The 16,174-nt window shown below is 58.0% G+C and carries 16 protein-coding genes; 6 read left to right on the top strand and 10 right to left on the bottom strand.

Annotated features, from left to right (window positions below):
- Window positions 1-95: 95 nt before the first annotated feature.
- Genes G560_RS0114405 through G560_RS0114420 form a run of 4 tightly spaced genes read left to right on the top strand, consistent with a single transcriptional unit; the run spans window position 96 to window position 4,006 of the window.
- The gene (locus G560_RS0114405; RefSeq protein WP_022705005.1) at window positions 96-752 is read left to right on the top strand and encodes a paraquat-inducible protein A; all 657 of its coding nucleotides are present in this window, start codon (window positions 96-98) and stop codon (window positions 750-752) included.
- Window positions 719-1,354 (top strand): paraquat-inducible protein A, encoded by a 636-nt coding sequence (locus G560_RS0114410; RefSeq protein ID WP_022705006.1) that lies wholly within the window; start codon window positions 719-721, stop codon window positions 1,352-1,354. The genes G560_RS0114405 and G560_RS0114410 overlap by 34 nt, the downstream gene beginning before the upstream one ends.
- Window positions 1,351-3,435, top strand: coding sequence for a PqiB family protein (locus G560_RS0114415; RefSeq protein ID WP_022705007.1), 2,085 nt, complete (start codon window positions 1,351-1,353; stop codon window positions 3,433-3,435). Before G560_RS0114410 ends, G560_RS0114415 begins: the two co-directional genes overlap by 4 nt.
- A 1-nt stretch (window position 3,436) precedes the next feature.
- Window positions 3,437-4,006, top strand: a complete 570-nt coding sequence (locus tag G560_RS0114420) for a PqiC family protein (protein WP_022705008.1) — start codon at window positions 3,437-3,439, stop codon at window positions 4,004-4,006.
- Window positions 4,007-4,057: 51 nt separating this feature from the next.
- Here the strand turns inward: G560_RS0114420 and G560_RS0114425 are convergent, their stop codons facing one another.
- From G560_RS0114425 to G560_RS0114470, 10 genes are all read right to left on the bottom strand, one after another.
- Window positions 4,058-4,243, bottom strand: a complete 186-nt coding sequence (locus tag G560_RS0114425; protein WP_338053565.1) for a hypothetical protein — start codon at window positions 4,241-4,243, stop codon at window positions 4,058-4,060.
- A gap of 25 nt (window positions 4,244-4,268) precedes the next feature.
- On the bottom strand, window positions 4,269-5,828 hold the full coding sequence (locus G560_RS0114430; protein ID WP_022705010.1) for a nitrite reductase: 1,560 nt from the start codon (window positions 5,826-5,828) through the stop codon (window positions 4,269-4,271).
- Window positions 5,803-7,017 carry a heme d1 biosynthesis radical SAM protein NirJ gene (gene nirJ, locus G560_RS0114435; RefSeq protein ID WP_022705011.1) on the bottom strand — a complete coding sequence of 405 codons (1,215 nt, stop codon included), beginning with the start codon at window positions 7,015-7,017 and terminating at the stop codon, window positions 5,803-5,805. Before nirJ ends, G560_RS0114430 begins: the two co-directional genes overlap by 26 nt.
- Window positions 7,018-7,020: 3 nt before the next feature.
- A complete protein-coding gene (ahbB, locus tag G560_RS0114440) occupies window positions 7,021-7,503 on the bottom strand; it encodes a siroheme decarboxylase subunit beta (protein WP_022705012.1) in 483 nt (160 codons plus the stop codon).
- Complete coding sequence (locus G560_RS0114445) at window positions 7,500-7,973, bottom strand: Lrp/AsnC family transcriptional regulator (RefSeq protein WP_022705013.1); 474 nt, start codon at window positions 7,971-7,973, stop codon at window positions 7,500-7,502. Before G560_RS0114445 ends, ahbB (G560_RS0114440) begins: the two co-directional genes overlap by 4 nt.
- Complete coding sequence (gene ahbB / locus G560_RS0114450) at window positions 7,973-8,959, bottom strand: siroheme decarboxylase subunit beta (protein WP_022705014.1); 987 nt, start codon at window positions 8,957-8,959, stop codon at window positions 7,973-7,975. Before ahbB (G560_RS0114450) ends, G560_RS0114445 begins: the two co-directional genes overlap by 1 nt.
- Window positions 8,959-10,119 carry a cytochrome D1 domain-containing protein gene (locus tag G560_RS0114455; RefSeq protein ID WP_022705015.1) on the bottom strand — a complete coding sequence of 387 codons (1,161 nt, stop codon included), beginning with the start codon at window positions 10,117-10,119 and terminating at the stop codon, window positions 8,959-8,961. The genes ahbB (G560_RS0114450) and G560_RS0114455 overlap by 1 nt, the downstream gene beginning before the upstream one ends.
- The gene (locus tag G560_RS0114460) at window positions 10,116-10,463 is read right to left on the bottom strand and encodes a c-type cytochrome (protein WP_231575838.1); all 348 of its coding nucleotides are present in this window, start codon (window positions 10,461-10,463) and stop codon (window positions 10,116-10,118) included. Before G560_RS0114460 ends, G560_RS0114455 begins: the two co-directional genes overlap by 4 nt.
- Window positions 10,456-11,259 carry a uroporphyrinogen-III C-methyltransferase gene (cobA, locus tag G560_RS0114465; RefSeq protein WP_022705017.1) on the bottom strand — a complete coding sequence of 268 codons (804 nt, stop codon included), beginning with the start codon at window positions 11,257-11,259 and terminating at the stop codon, window positions 10,456-10,458. The genes G560_RS0114460 and cobA overlap by 8 nt, the downstream gene beginning before the upstream one ends.
- A 67-nt stretch (window positions 11,260-11,326) precedes the next feature.
- On the bottom strand, window positions 11,327-13,084 hold the full coding sequence (locus G560_RS0114470) for a nitrite reductase (RefSeq protein WP_022705018.1): 1,758 nt from the start codon (window positions 13,082-13,084) through the stop codon (window positions 11,327-11,329).
- Window positions 13,085-13,279: 195 nt separating this feature from the next.
- On the opposite strand from G560_RS0114470, the gene G560_RS0114475 reads away from it, so the two are divergent.
- Window positions 13,280-15,247: a NosR/NirI family protein gene (locus G560_RS0114475; RefSeq protein ID WP_244870041.1), complete on the top strand. Its 1,968-nt coding sequence runs from the start codon at window positions 13,280-13,282 to the stop codon at window positions 15,245-15,247.
- A gap of 16 nt (window positions 15,248-15,263) precedes the next feature.
- Window positions 15,264-16,130: an FAD:protein FMN transferase gene (locus G560_RS19370; RefSeq protein ID WP_033419442.1), complete on the top strand. Its 867-nt coding sequence runs from the start codon at window positions 15,264-15,266 to the stop codon at window positions 16,128-16,130.
- Window positions 16,131-16,174: the final 44 nt, after the last annotated feature.

The following is a 16,174-nucleotide window of genomic DNA, read 5'->3' on the forward strand; positions in this document are numbered from 1 at the left end:
CCGACTGGCATACATGACGCCAAAGTGACAGGACAGTAACATCACGTCATCGGGGCAGACTTTTCATGCCTGTTTCCTTGCGATAGACAGTCGCGATGACCAAACAAGACCGTCTTAAACACGCTGCCCCCTTTGCTGATCTTCGGGATTTGGTGGCGTGCCCTGTGTGTGACACACTGGCCCGACTTTCGTCGGTGCCGCTGGGGGGGCAAGGCCGGTGCAAGCGGTGCCACCATGTTTTGGCCATGCCGCGCAGCAATGCCATGACGCGGATCGTGATGTTGGCGGTGACGGGTGCGATCCTTATGGTTGGTGCCGTCAGCTTTCCCTTTCTGACGATTGAAACCCATGGTTTGCGCCAACAAGCATCGGTGCTGGATACAATTTTGGCCTATTCAGATGGGCTTATGGTGCCGCTTTCGCTGGCAATGGCGGCGCTTATCGTGGTCCTGCCGTTAATGCGCCTTGTGGCCATTTTGTACACGGTTGCGCCGATGGCATTGGGGCATCACCCGATCCGCGGGGCCACGCAGGCGTTTCGATTGGCCGAAACCCTAAAGCCTTGGGCAATGGCCGAAGTGTTTATCGTCGGGGTCGCGGTCGCGCTTGTCAAAGTTGGCGGACTGGCAACCCTGACAATAGGCCCTGCCTTTTGGGCTTTTGCGGCCCTCGTTCTTATCACTGTTGTTAACGACAACCTCATGAGTAGCTTGATCATATGGAAAACGCTGGAAGCGCGCGGCAGTATCTGACCGCCCGTGATGTGGGTTTGGTCAATTGCACGACATGCGGCAGGGTCAATCCGGCTGGCGTGCCGCTATGCGTCCGCTGCGGGGCGACCCTTGCCAGCCGAGACACAAAAAGCCTGCAAAAGGTTTGGGCGTGGTGGGTTGCGGGCGTCATCGCCTTTGTGCCTGCAAATGTCTACCCGATGCTAAAGACCGCCACGCTGGGCAGCGAAAGCGAAAGCACGCTGTTGGGCGGGATATTAGAGCTGATCCATCACGGGTCTTTCGGGATTGCGGCCATTGTTTTCTTTGCCAGCATTGTTATCCCCGCCAGCAAATTTCTGGCGATTGCCTATCTTGCTTTGGGTATCGGCAAACAAAGCCGCATCACCACGCATCGTCGACACCAGATTTATGAGGTGGTCGAATTTGTCGGCCGCTGGTCCATGATCGACGTGTTTGTCGTTGCTATTCTGACGGCCTTGGTCCAGCTGGGGTCGGCGGCGAGCATCCATCCTGGAATTGCGGCAGTCAGTTTTGCCCTTTCCGTCGCTTTTACAATGCTCTCGGCCCAAAGTTTTGATGCAAGGCTGATCTGGGACGCTGACAAGGACCACGCCATATGACACTTCCCGATATTCCTGAAATGGACGTACGTCCGGCCAAACGGTCGCCTTGGCGCAATTTGTCACTGGTTTGGCTGGTGCCGATCCTTGCGTTGATCGTGTCGATGGGCGTCGCTTGGCAAAGCTATAGCAACAAAGGCACCCTGATCACGATCACCTTTAAGGACGCAGCCGGCATTACACCCAAGGATACCACCATCCGGTTCAAAGATGTTATCATCGGTGCGGTCGAGGATGTGAATTTTTCCAAAGATATGTCGCGTGTCGAAGTTTTGGCACGCATCAATAAGGATGTCGCGGCAACCTTTAATGTGGACACCCTGTTTTGGGTCGTTCGCCCCGAAGTAAGCGCGCGTGGTATCAGCGGGCTTTCGACGGTTTTGTCCGGTGTCTATATCGACAGCGCTTGGACACCCGTCGAAGATTCAAGCATAGATGCGTTCGATGGCCTGTCCGAAACGCCCCTGATCCGGCCTGGCCATGAAGGGACACGCGTCAAGATCCGGTCCAAGAACGGGTCCAGCCTGACACCCGGCGCGCCTGTGTTCTTTCGCGGTATGGAAGTTGGTCGGCTTGATACACCGCGCCTGTCCGATACAGGGGACAGCACGGATGTCGAGGCCTTTATCAACGCACCGTTTGACAAATTCCTAACCACCGACTCGCGGTTTTGGAACGTGTCGGGGTTCTCGGTCACGCTTGGGCCGGCGGGTCTTAACCTGAATGTTGCAAGCCTCGGGTCGTTGCTGACGGGGGGTGTGGCCTTTGAAAACATCGTTTCGGGTGGCGCGCCCGTGACCAATGACACCATGTTCCGGCTGTTTGCAGATGAATCCGCTGCGCGCGATAGTATTTTCACTCAGCTTAGTGCAAATTCTGTGACGATGTCAGTGATTTTCAACGAATCCGTCAGCGGATTGGCATCCGGCGCTCCGGTTGAATTTCGGGGCCTTAGGGTGGGTCAGGTTTCAAGTATTGGTGCGTTTATCGTAAAAACGCCGGTGGGCCGGACGGTCAACATGCGGGCGCTGGTTTCGATTGATCCGCAGTCGCTTGGGCTGGAGGCCGACACAAGCGCCGAGGCAACACGGTCGTTTATCGACGGCTTGGTGTCTGAGGGTCTGCGCGCGCGTCTGGCGACAACCAGTATTTTCAGCGCCGCCCTTAAGATCGAGCTTGCTGATGTGCCGGATGCCACAGCTGCAACTTTACGTGACGATGCCGATGGCACGCCCATTATTCCAAGCGTTGCCTCTGACCTGCCCGATTTCACTGCAACGGCCGAAGGCGTACTGGAACGCGTGAACAAGCTTCCGATCGAAGACGTAATGAACCAAGCGATTTCGCTTATGGCCTCAATCGAGGCGATTGCGTCGGCCAAGGGCACGCAACTTGCGCCTGATGCCATTTTGGGGCTGATCGAAGATGCGCGCGGGCTGATCGGCAAAGAGGATACCCAAGCCATTCCGGGTGAATTGCTGGGCGTCATCGCCGATTTGCGCAGTATCGTTGCCGAGTTGAAAGACCGTGGATTGGTGGACCAATTGTCCAGCGCTTTGACAAGTCTGGATGTGGCCGCAGGCGATATTGCAACCGCCTCTGGTGACCTGCCAAAGCTGGTCGAAGATCTCCGTGCGATTGCAACCAAGGTTAATGATCTGAAAGCAGAAGAGCTGATTGCCGCTGTGACGCGGGTGATGGACAGCGCGGATGCCTTGATCAGCACCGACGGCGCCAAAAGCATACCGCCCGCGCTTGCATCTGCGTTGACCGAAGTTCAGGCCGCATTGCGCGACTTGCGGAATGGTGGCGCGATTGAAAACACCAATGCAACGCTGGCCTCGGCGCGCGAAGCCGCGGATGCGGTTGCCGAGGCTGCCAAGACCTTTCCGGATGTAACCGCGCAGCTGGAGAGTGTGATTTCAAAAGCTGATGCGCTTGTGTCAGCCTATGGCGCGAAATCCACCTTTAATTCCGAAACGCTTGATTTGTTGCGCGAGCTGAAAACGGCGGCACAATCCGTTGCCAAACTGGCCCGCACGATTGAACGCAACCCAAATTCCCTTATTTTAGGACGTTGATATGACCCTACGTATCGCTGCCCTCTCGCTTGCAGCCGCATTGCCATTGATTGCCTGTGGCGACACAAACGCCCGCTTTCCGATTATGTCTGATGCGGCCCAAGCGTCAAAAGTACGGGTTTCTGTGCGCACCATCGAGGTGCGCGACGTGTCATTGCCAGCCTATGCTGCTGCGTCTGAAATTGTGGTGGAACAAGACGGCGGCGCGCTTTTTGTCGTGCCAAAATCGATCTGGGCCGATGATCCTGTGCGTGCTGTTACGGGGGCCTTGTCGCGCAGCCTTGATGTACGATCGACGGCCTCGGTGGCATCTGAACCGTGGCCCTTGGCCGAACCCGCCGACGTGCGCGTCGAGGTTCGGATTGACCGCATGATCGCCAAAACCGACGGTTTGTTTGAACTTAGCGGTCAGTTTGCAATCGCATCGCCCGATGGCATGGTGCGCGAGTCGGTGGAACGCTTTGCTGTCACCGCACCGATGGCGGATAGCGAACCTGCAACGGTCGCGAGGGCCACGGGCGCTGCGATTGATAGTTTGGCGGATGTGATCGTGACAAAGCTGAAACGGTAAAAGCGTTTGCAGCAAGGCCGGTTCTGTTGGCCTGTGCCGGGACGCAGGCTGTCACGCTTCGGCCTGTGCAATCAATGACCGCACCCATCTTGCCGACGCATAGGTCGCAGGAAGGCCCAAGGGCAGGCACCACCACAAAGCAGCAATCGGGGATAATGCGGGCAGGCCTATGGCTTGGCCCAAAAGGCCCAGCAAAAACAGATTGATGGCGACGGCGCCAGTGGCAAAGGGCCACAACAGCAGCCCTAATTTCCACAGGTTTTTAGTGGCTGGTGCCGTCGCTGAAGGTGATTTTATTCCAGACATTATACTTTCCCGAAGGTTTGCGCATGGGCAGGCGTTTGACCTCTTCAAAGGTCGCGGCATCATAGACGATCACCGCGCCATTATTTTCCCAAATCGACACAAGTGCATAGTGGCCATCCTTGGTAAATTCGGTATGCGCCACCGTTTTCCCCGGTGCAGGGTCAAGCGTGCGGACGATTTCCAAGGTTTCTTTGTCGATGATATGCATCTTGCCCTTGTTCGGGCCAAAGAACACATCGGCCCAGACGTAGCCGGAATTTTCATGGCTGCGCAGAAAAAATCCCGGTCCTTCCATCTGAATGGTTTTGATCAGCTTGAAGGTTTCAAGGTCTATGACCGACAGCACACCGTCTTGTAAATGCGGGGTCGCCATCACGCGGCGGCCCTGACTGGTCCATGTAATCCCTGACCCCAGATGCGGCATACCGGGCAGCGGCAGTTCGGCAATCTCGCGGCCAACATCAAGGTTCACGACCACGCCTTTGTCACCTTCGCGGTTGGTGCCAATCAGGTTGCGATAATCTGGGGTGAAAAAGAAGTCATCCAAAGGGGCGTTGATTTTGATCCGGCGGCGGGCAAACAGACCGCTTTCCGAGACCAGCTTTTCCTCCATACCCGTCTCATGGCTATGGACGAACCCGTCATAGAACGGGCCTGCATCGGGGTCGGTTGCCACTTCCCAAATTTCGGGCACATCCTTTAGGGCCAGCACAAAACTGCTGCGCTGTGGTGCTTGGTACACCGCCGACACGCGACTTTCGGTGCCATCATGGCCTGCCACATCCATCACGCGGGCCACGCGCAAATCGTCGGTGGACAGGATGGTCAGAGTGCGCGGCAGGTAATTGGCAACGGCCAGCCATTTGCCATCATTGCTCATCGCGATGTTGCGCGAATTGAGGCCGGCCCGCACGCGGCCCACCTGTTGCAGCGACCAGATGTCATATTTCTGCACCCAACCATCACGCGACATGATGAACACATAGCGCCCATCGGGGCTGAACTTTGGCCCGCCATGTACGGCAAAGGGGGTTTTAAAGCGGTCGAGGACGGCGAACGTATCGCCATCCAGCACTGACACATGATGATCGCCGGTTTCCACCACCAAGGTGATATTCATCGGATCGGCGGTAAAAACCGGCGCAGGGGCGGGGGTGTAACCTGTATCCAAACTGCGGGTGGATTCGATATCCGTGACAGTCCAGCTTGGCGCCTCGGCCAGCGGCGTCGCAATAAACGCGGCCACTGCGGTGATATCTTCAGCGCTCAAAGTACCCTTGAACGCGGGCATCTGCGTGGCAACACGCCCGCCCGCAATAATCGCCTCCAGCCCCTCGCCCTTTAGTCGCCCAAGGCTTTCAGGGATCAGCGCGGGGCCAGTGCCGCCCAAACGGGTTTCGGCATGGCACGATGCGCATTGATCTGCATAGATCATCGCGCCATCCGGTCCCGCATGGGCGGGGCCAGTCAGGGCGCTGGTGGCAAGCAGGCTATAGAAAACGATGGGCCGGATCATGGCTTTTGCCTCGGAAAGGGGTCACGGTTAGGCGGGCGGCATCGTCGATGCCAATCTCGGCATTCGACAGATAGCAGGCGGGGTCTTCGGCCCAGGGATCACCCGTCACTTGCAAGGCGCGAATGCGGGTATTGCCGCCGCAAACCGCCTTGAACGCACAATCGCCACAGCGACCTTTCAAGGGCCGCGGGCGCTGGCGCAAGGTGGCAAGCATCGCATCAGACCCTGTCCATAGGGATGAAAACCTGTCCGTTTTCACCGACCCCACAGTGTAGTCGGACCAATAGGTATCGGGATGAACCTTGCCTTGCGGGTCAATATTGGCCACGCCAAGGCCCGACGAATTGCCCCCCCAAGATTCCAGATGCGCGCGCACATGGGCGGTTTGTTCAGGTGAGAAATACTCTGTCACCCATTGCAGAAAATAGACAGCATCGGCATCATTATTGCCCGTCACCACTTCTAAATCCTTGCCGTTTTGAATGGCCTCCCAAGCGCGGGCAATCAGCACATCCATCGCGCGGCGGGTATGGGAATGTTCGGTATCTTCGCCGCGATGCTTGTCGCCCCGTCCCGCATAAACCAGATGCGACAGGTAGAATTTATCCACCCCCTCGGCCTCGCATAGATCCAGCATTTCGCCCAAGTGATGGCCGTTTTGTTCGGTGATGGTATAGCGCAAACCAACCTTGACGCCGCGCGATTTGCAGGCGCGCACACCGGCCATCGCCTCGTCAAACGCGCCCTCGACCCCGCGAAACCAGTCGTTCGTGGCACCGATCCCGTCAATGGAAATGCCGACATAATCAAAGCCCAGATCAACAATCCGGTCGATGTTTTCCGCAATCCGCGTGCCATTGGTTGACAGCGACAAATGCCGAAAGTTCAGCGCCTTCGCCCGTTCGGCCAGAGTGAAAAAGTCAAACCGGCTTAACGGTTCGCCGCCCGACAGGATCAGCGCGGGAATGCCAAAGGCTTTCAGGTCATCCAACACGCCAAGCGCCTGTTCGGTCGAAAGCTCCCCCGGAAAGGGCACATCGGCCGAGGTGGTATAGCAGTGGCGGCATTTCAGGTTGCAGGTGCGTGTCAGGTTCCAGATTACAACGGGTTTCACACCGCCGGCACTGACGCGTTTGCGTACAGGCGTTGGTGTCACCAACTCGCGCATATATTGGGTCAGTCGAAACATATCTCAGCTTCCTCCGCTAATCCGCATTCCGGTCTTTTTCAGGATGCGCGTGGAATATAAAATGTCATTGGAACGGCAGGCATCACCCAAAATCTCGGCTATCAGCTTGCGTTTTTCTTCAACTTCGGCGCGGGTGTTGCCGTGGATCATGGCAAACAGGCAATAGGGCCAACCCGGCGCGCGTGGCCGCAAATAACTGTGCGAGACAAAGGGCAAAGCGCCGACTTTGTCGCCCAAAGTCTCGGCCTTCGTATCATCCACATCCCAAACGCTCATCCCGTTTGCAAGCATCCCCAAAGCATAGTGATTGGGCGCAAGCGCAATGCGGCGAATGATACCGCGGGCCTGCATATCGGCCATCCGCGCGATCACCTCATCCTCGGTCAACCCCAGCTGCCCCGCAACAATCGCATAGGGTGACGCGGTCAACGACAACCCGCTTTGGGTGGCCGCAATAATACGGCGTTCTGTGGCATCTATCGTCATGCCTGCACCCGAAATCCCACAAAAAATTCGCGCAGCTTGGGAAAGCGCAGCACGGCCAGACCTGTTTCTGCCTCTATCTCATCCGCCACGCGGCCAATTCCTTTTTCGGTTTCACAGGCCAGCACGAACCACATGTTCAGCGGATGTGTCCGTTCATAATTATGCGCGACCTCGGCGTGCGCATTGACCAAAGTCACGGTCGCGTCAAAATCAGCCTGGGGCACGGCCATCGCGCACAAACAGAACGCCCCCCCCATCGCCGCCGCGTCATAGAACGGGCCAAAGCGGGTAATGGCGCCTATTTCTCGCATATTCCGAATACGCTCGATCAGGTCATCCTCGGTAACGCCAAGCGCAGCACCCGCCTCGGCAAACGGGTGTTTTGAGATTGGAAACCCGTCTTGTAGTGCGTTCAAAATCGCGCGGTCTGTCGCGTCCAAGGCATCATCGGGCAAGGTTGTGCGGCGCATCAGGCGGCCCTTTCCTGCATCAATTGCGCGCTGGTTTGTTTAAAACAGCGCGTTGAAAATAGAACGGAATGCTCCAGCCCTGCCAATTCGGGCAAGGCCTTGGCGGCTTCCAGCACTGTCAGCGCCTCGGCACGGCTGCGGGCGTGGATCATCGAATAGAGGGCATAGGGCCAAACCCCCGGCACCGTCACGCGGCGGTAACACAGGCTGATCCCCGGCAACGCTGCAAGGGCAAGACCCGCCGCCTCGATCTGGGCCTCGGGGATATTCCAGACCACCATTGCATTCGATGTCCAGCCAATCGTGCGGTGGCGCACGATGACTCCGATGCGGGTTAAAATCTCGGCAGCGGCAAGCGCCTTGATCCGCGCGATCACCTGCGCCTCGGTTTGGCCAAGCGATTGGGCCAGCCGTAAATAGGCTTGCGGATCCAGCGCCAAGCCCGACGACAAGGCCTGCAAAATTGGCCGGTCATCTGGTTGCAAAACGGTCATATCAGGGGCAGCGCGCGGGGTCATTTGCGCACGCGGACCTTGCAACGCAAAGCCCAGATCAATGTTGAATGCACGCAGCAACCTCAGGTCCAAAATCTGCAACCCCGTTGCCGCCTCTAACCGCGCAAGTTGCGCGGCCAAGGCATCGGTGTTTGGCGCAGTCGCCACGAACCAAAGGTTCCAAACATTTTCGCGCAAATAGGAATGGTTCACGCCTGCTTCTGCGTTGACCAGCTGGGCGACCTCGTCAATTCGGTCCTCGGGCACGGCCATCGCGGCAAGGGTCGATGCCCCCGCGGTATTGGGCCGTACCGTGCCCCCAACCCTAGAAATCTGCCCCCGGCTTTGCAACGCTGCCAGCCGCAAGATCACCTCGGCTTCGGTCAAGCCAAGCGCTTGCCCAAGCTGGGCAAAGGGGCGCGGCACCAGTGGAAAATCGCGCTGGAAATCATCCAGTAAATGCTGATCGATCTTATCCAGCCGATGGGTCATCACAACCCCGTCCTGTGTGCGCGCGCCGTAAAGAATATGCCTGACGGGCTTTGTGCCGGAATCTCGGCAATCTTTTCGCGGGTATGCGTGTCATAGATCAGGATCTTTTCATCATCGCGCGACGAAATCCAAACCTCGGCCCCGCGTGGCGCAAATTCCATGTGCAACACGGCCTTGCCGGGGGTCAGGGTGGCCACAACTTGATGGTTGCGGCTGTCAACGATTTGCACGGTGTCATTCAACGGCGTGGCAAAGTTCACCCAGACAAAGGGCGACGCGGGCTGCGCAATAATGAACACGGGCTGGCCATGGGTTGGGGTGCGGTCCACCTCCTCCAGCGTTTCGCGGTTCACCCACAACAGTTCATGCTGGCCCACGGCGGGCAGTACAAACTGGCCTTCGGTAAAGGCCCAGCCTTGCAGGTGCGGCATCTTGTAAACCGGCAAGTCATCCTCGGTTTTGCCATAGTCCTGCAAGAACCGCACAGGCGCAGGCACGTCATCCCACAGGTCAATCGCCGTCACGCCCTTTTCGCCAAACAACCCGATCAAATAGGTATGGGCATCATCGGTCAGCACAGCATCAAACGGGTTCTTGCCCACATCGCCCAGCTTGGTCACTTTCATGTCCGCGCCCGAAAAATCGGCCATAAACGCCTCGCCGCTGTCCCATGTGGACCAGGCAAAACGGCGGCCGGGCACATCAACCAATCCGATGGTTTTCGACGTGCCGGGGATATCGCCAACCAGCGCCAGGGTGTCGGCATCAAACACCTTGACCCCGCCGGGTTCATAGTTCGACACCGCGATCAGTTTGCCATCATCCGAGATTGCCCCGCCAATGGAATTGCCCGCCTGAATGATGCGCGCGGCAATGGTCTGCGTCAGCATATCCACCTTTGTCAGCCCGCCATCGCGGCCAAAGACATAGGCAAAGCGTTCATCGGGGCTGAACGTAACCGATGCGTGCGACAGATCACCAAGCCCTTCGACCCGCCCGATTGCCGCATGGTCCGACCGATCCACCAACAGCAGCGACCCCGTGGCACGTTCGACAACCACCCCCAGATCACCCGTTGCACAGCACGGTGTTTGCGCCATTGCGGGTGCGGTCAGCAGGGGCGCAGCCATCAAGGACAGGCACAAAGCAAGAGTTTTCATTTCTTATCCTTCAAAAGGTAATGGGCAATCCAGCCTGCCTCTTCTTCGGTCAGCAGCGGGCGCCAAGGTGGCATCGCGGTACCGGGAACACCGTCAAGAATGATCTGGGACAGCGCCTCGGGGGCAGCACCGTCAAGGGCTGTGGCCGTCAACGGCTTGCCCAAACCGCCCTTCAATGTCAGGCCGTGGCACGACCCGCAATCTTGGATGACCATATGTTCCAATGCTTTGGCGCGCTCTGCCGCGACCTCGGCCGTGGCAGGCAAGGCGATTGCAATGGCCAGCACCACAGCGGTGCCCAGAGCGGCCAGCAGGGCCATGCCAATGACCGCGAGATTACGCATAAGCATCCATTCCCGCGCCTTGGCAGGTCAAGGCGGCTTGCAGCAACGCAGGGACATACAGCGACACGACATGGCCGATGATGAACAACACCGGCACATGTTTGGGCAAACACGCGGCTTTGTGCACGATGTCATCCAGCTGCCCGATCACGCGCAATTCCTGCGGGGTGGTCGCACTGGCAATCGCCAGCACCGGCAGGTCGGCGGACATGCCATGTGCGATCAATCGGCTGGAAATTTCGGCGATATTGGCCACGCCCATATAGACAACAAGGGTGGTCTGTTCATTGGCAAGGCTGGCCCAGTCCAGATCTAGCGACGCATCCCGCGCACGGTGACCGGTGACATAGCGCACACCCGTGGCCAGCCCGCGATGGGTCAGTGGCACACCCGTACTGGCCGCAGCGCCCTGTGCCGCAGTAATGCCGGGCACATATTCGACGGCAATTCCGGCCTCGCGCAGCTCTGCCGCTTCTTCGGACCCACGCCCGAAAATTAACGGATCGCCCCCCTTCAGGCGGGCCACCGTTATCCCTTGCCCTGCCAGATCGACCAGCAAAGCGTTAATCTCGTCTTGTGTCAGCTTGTGGCATTGGGGCAATTTGCCCACATCAATGCAGCGGGTGCCTGCGGGGATAAGCGCCATAATCTCGGGGCTGACAAGGCGGTCAAACACCACCACATCGGCGGTCTGGATCAAACGCAACGCCTTGACGGTCAGCAAATCCGGATCCCCCGGCCCTGCCCCGATCAAAAAGACTTTGCCGACAAGCGCTTTGCGTAAAGTGTCTTTCATGGCGTCTCTCATCTGCTTGGGGTGGGGGTGGTCGGGGCCGCAAAGGCGCGGCCCCGAAACCGTTGGCTTAGTAAACGTCCGAACGGGTGTTGTAGACGTTGAACTTGCCGGTTGGGGTGATCAGCCTTGGATCCTTAATGACCTTCTTCAATTCCAGCGTCTTGTCATCAACGATAACAATCGCGCTTTCCTTGTCTTTGGCATTCCAGACCGAGAACCACACTTCCGTGCCTTCCTTGTTGAACTCTGGCTGCACCACGCGCGGCTGCCCGTCTGTAATGCCGGCCCATTCACCGATTGGCAGCGTGACAAATTCGGGATCTGCACCGGCTGTCATTTCGCTGATCTTGAACACCGCGACCGAGGCCGATGTTTCGGCATCCGGGTTCAAGGTTGCGTCAGCATAAAGGTGGTCCGAATTGGGGTGCGTCTTGATAAACAACGATCCACCGCCAAGCGCGCTGAAGCTGTCCACAATCTGCCATGCCTGATCCGGGTGCCCTTCCGGGTCTGTCCCGATCAAGGCAACCGACTCGTCTCCAAGGTGCGATGTCGCCCAAACCGGCCCGAATTCGGGGTGGATAAAGTTCGCGCCACGGCCTGGGTGGGGTGTCGCCCCGCCCGTATCTGTAATCGCCACCAGTTTGGATTCCTTGGTGTCGATCACAACCAGCTTGTTGCGCGCGTTTGCCGCCGTGATAAAGTAGCGGTGCGAACCGTCCAAACCACCATCGTGCAGGAAGCGTTCTGCCTCGATTTCGGTGGTTTTCAGGTTCTTCAGATCGGTATAATCGACCATCAGAATCTTGCCGGTTTCTTTGACGTTGACGATAAATTCCGGTTTGAAGTGGCTGGCCAGAATCGCGGCAACGCGGGGTTCGGGGTGGTAAACCTGTTCGTCATAGATATTGCCACGGGTGGAGACGATTTTTTTCGGCTCCAGCGTGTCGCCATCCATGATTACAAATTGCGGCGGCCAGTAGGCCCCTGCGATGGCATACTTATCTTCAAAACCCTCAAATTTTGAGGTTTCGATCGAGCGTGCTTCGGCGCCGATCTTGATTTCAGCAACCGGGCCGGGGGTTTCCATCCACAGGTCGATCATAACGATCCGGGCATCACGGCCAATCACGAACAGATAACGACCAGAGGCCGAAATGCGGCTGATATGCACCGCATAGCCGGTGTTGATAATCGTCTTGATTTCATAGGTTGCGCCGTCGATCAGGGCAATTTCACCGGAATCGCGCAGCGTGGTCGAGAAGAGATTGTCGATATCAATATCGTTCATCTTTTCTTTTGGGCGATCCTCGGGTTTGACGATCACTTTCCAGCTTGCCAGCATTTCCGGCATGCCAAATTCTGGCGGCACCGGTGGTTCCAACAGCAGATAGCGGGCCATCAGGTCCACGTCATCCTCGGTCATATCGCCCGACGTGCCCCAGTTCGGCATACCGGCCGGCGAGCCGTAGGTGATAAAGCTGTGCAAATAATCATAGCCGTTTTCACGCGTAATATCGGTGGTCAACGGCTTGCCCGTGGCCCCTTTGCGCAGCACACCGTGGCACCCGGCGCAGCGTTCAAAGTAAATCGTGGTGCCGCGCTGGAATTCTTCCTGCGTCATCACAGGGTCGCCCTCTTTGCGGCCCGGAATTTCGACTTTGATCTGGCCAAGCGTGGTCATCGACGGCTCGTAGGCAGCCGCAGGTCCGTCGGTATGATCTTTGGGTTTGTCTTGCGCTAATGCAGGGCCTGCAAGCAGGGCCAGCGCCAGTGCAGCACTGCTCAGCAAAACATGCGTGGCGTGCGAGCGTTGGTGTTTCATCGGCTGTTTCTCCGTATCCGCTGGTGAGGCTGATGTGAACATGCCGTGCGACCCGCCCTGCTTCCTTGACTTTCGTTAAGGCAATGCGGCGACAGCTTTGGCAGGGTCGCGCAATCACGGTGCAAAGGCGTCTCCATGCGATTTTTCTTCGGTTCCCTAGCTGCCTTTGGGCTGCTCTTGGCAAGTTTTGGACACTTGGCTTTGGCAGAACCGCTTGGCCCCGAATCGTTGCGCCCGACCGCACCTGATAGTGCCTTGGCTGCCCGACTTTTGGGTGTTGGCGGTCCGGTTCAGATTGCCCGCCAAGATGGCGGTGTGCCGGGGTGGACCATTCGGGGCGATGGGCGCATTGTTGGCTATATCGGCTCTACTTGGGAAATTGCGGGCTCTGTCGGGTATTCGGGCCGCCCCTTGGACGTGCTGGTAGCCTTGTCACCTGACGCGGTGATCCGTGGTGCGCAATTGGTCCAGCATAATGAACCTGTGCTGACTCTTGGGATTTCTGACAGCGATATCGCGGACTATGTCAGTGGTTTTGCGGGCCAAGACCTTGGCGCGTCTGTGCAAACCCGCCAAGACCTGCCCGATGTTATTTCCCGCGCGACCGTATCCACAGGGGTGATCCGTGACGGCATCATGCGCAGTGCGCGCACCCTTGCCATTGGTCGCGGCTTGATCACCGCAGCGGGCGGCATTGACCGGATCAGCTTTGCCCCGCAAACATGGCCCGACCTTCTTGCGACGGGTGCCTTGGTCGAAACGCGGGTCTCCATGACCAGCGCCGCCACAGCCCTCAGCGGTTCCACCCCGTCAATCACACCGGGCGAGGGTGATTTTTTGCGGATGTGGGTTGGTCTGGCTGATCCACCCAGCATTGGCCAATCACTTTTGGGCCAACAAACCTATACCGCCGCAGTCGGCAATCTTGGTCCAGGTGAGACGGCTTTGCTGGTCATCTCGTCTGGGCTGTGGTCGCATCGCGGCACCGATTGGCGCAAAACGGGGGTGTTTGACCGACTTACGATCACCCAAAACGACACCATCATCCAACCGGGCGCTGACAGCTATCAAATGGTAAAACGCTTGCGCATTGATGGCGCGCCGGATGTAAAAGAAATCAGCCTGTTTCGCCTGCCCAACACCATAGATCCGCTTGCGCCGTTTCAGATTACCGTTACGGCAACCCGTCCAACGGCAACCACGCCAGTTACCCTGACCATCCCCGTTGATTACCGTTTGCCCGATGCTTATCGCCTTGCGCCGCCCCCTTTGGACGTGCCGCTATGGCAAAGCATCTGGGCGGCAAAAAAGGTGGAAACGGGCATCGTGATTGTGATGCTGTCGGTCCTAACCCTGATCCTGTTCGCGCAGGAATGGATTACCAAGCGGCCAAAACTGTGGCGTATCGGCCGGATCACGTTCCTTGCCACAACGCTTTTTGTTCTGGGCTGGGGCCTGAACGGCCAGCTTTCGGTGGTGCAGGTTGTGGCCTTTCTCCACTCACTTTTGAACGGGTTTCGCTGGGAAACCTTTTTGATTGACCCCGTGATTTTCCTGCTTTGGAGCTTTACCGCGCTTGGTCTTTTGTTTTGGGGGCGGGGGGTTTATTGCGGCTGGCTTTGCCCCTTTGGTGCGCTGCAAGAGCTGACAAACACCGCAGCCCAAGCGCTTGGCATCCGCCAAATAGCCGTGCCGCAGGCGTTGCATGAACGGCTTTGGGCGATCAAATACACCGCCTTTGTCGGTATCATCGCCCTGTCGTTCTATTCCATGCATGACGCGTTGATCGCGGCCGAGTTCGAGCCGTTCAAAACCGCAATTTCCCTGCGCATGATCCGCGCTTGGCCGTTTCTTGTGTTCGTTGGTGCCATCCTGTTTGCAGGGTTGTTCATCGAGCGGTTCTATTGCCGCTACCTTTGCCCTTTGGGCGCAGGGATGGCGATTCCGGCCAAGCTTAAGGTATTCGACTGGCTGAAACGCCGCCCCCAATGCGGCCGCGAATGCAGGCTGTGCGAAACCAAATGCACGGTTGGCGCGATTGATCCATTGGGCCGTATCAATGCCAATGAATGCGTTTTGTGCCTGCGCTGCCAGATCATCATGAACGACCCCCACACCTGCCCCGTCCTGAAACGCCGAAGCCGGACAGGGGATGCCGCATGACCAAGGAGCCTATTTTATGAACCGCCGCCGTTTCCTGACCATCACCGCCGCCGCTTTGTGCGCAACCCCTGCTGCGGCCAACCCCGCCACATGGGCAGGCCGCGCCCTTGGGGCCGATGCAAGCATTGCGATTGCTGGCCTGCCCGACAAACGCGCGGCCCTTTTATGGCCAAAGATCGAGGCGTTGATCGAACAGATCGAGGCTGATTTTTCGCTTTACCGCACCTCAACCTTGACGCGCCTGAACCAGACGGGGTTTATCGCCAACCCGACCCGCGCGTTGCAAAACATGATGGCGGTCAGTGACCGCGTGCACAAGGCGACGGGCGGCGTGTTTGATCCGTCGATCCAGCCAGTGTGGCTGGCAACCGCCCAAGGCGGCGACCTGACCGCCGCGCGCCAGAATATCGGCTGGCCACGGGTGCAATGGTCCGAAACAGACATTAAACTTGAAACCGATATGGCGCTTACCTTTAACGGCGTTGCGCAGGGTTTTGCAGCTGATGTCGTCGCCGAATACCTATATGGCAAAGGGTTTCAAAACGTCTTGGTCGATATGGGCGAGGTGATGGCCCTTGGCCATAGCGGCACCGACCCGTGGCGCGCAGGCATTGCAGGCCCTGATGGCACACTACTGGCCGAGGCATCGCTGCAAAACCGTGCGCTTGCCACCTCGTCCCCGCGTGGCACAATTATTGGCGCCGATGCACCGCATATTCTGAGCCCCAATGGCAGCGCGCCGCTTTGGGCGACTGTGGCGGTCTCGGGTCCATCCGCCGCCGTTGCCGATGCTTTGTCCACCGCGTTTTGCCTGATGGACCGCGCGGCGATTGATGCAGCGCTGACCCATTTCCCCAACACCCGGCTCGAACATATTTCCTGACCAATGCGCTTGGCAGTTGACTTTGGTTAAGGCGCCGCCCGCCG

It is taken from the genome of Pseudorhodobacter ferrugineus DSM 5888 (assembly GCF_000420745.1).
Lineage (GTDB): Bacteria > Pseudomonadota > Alphaproteobacteria > Rhodobacterales > Rhodobacteraceae > Pseudorhodobacter > Pseudorhodobacter ferrugineus.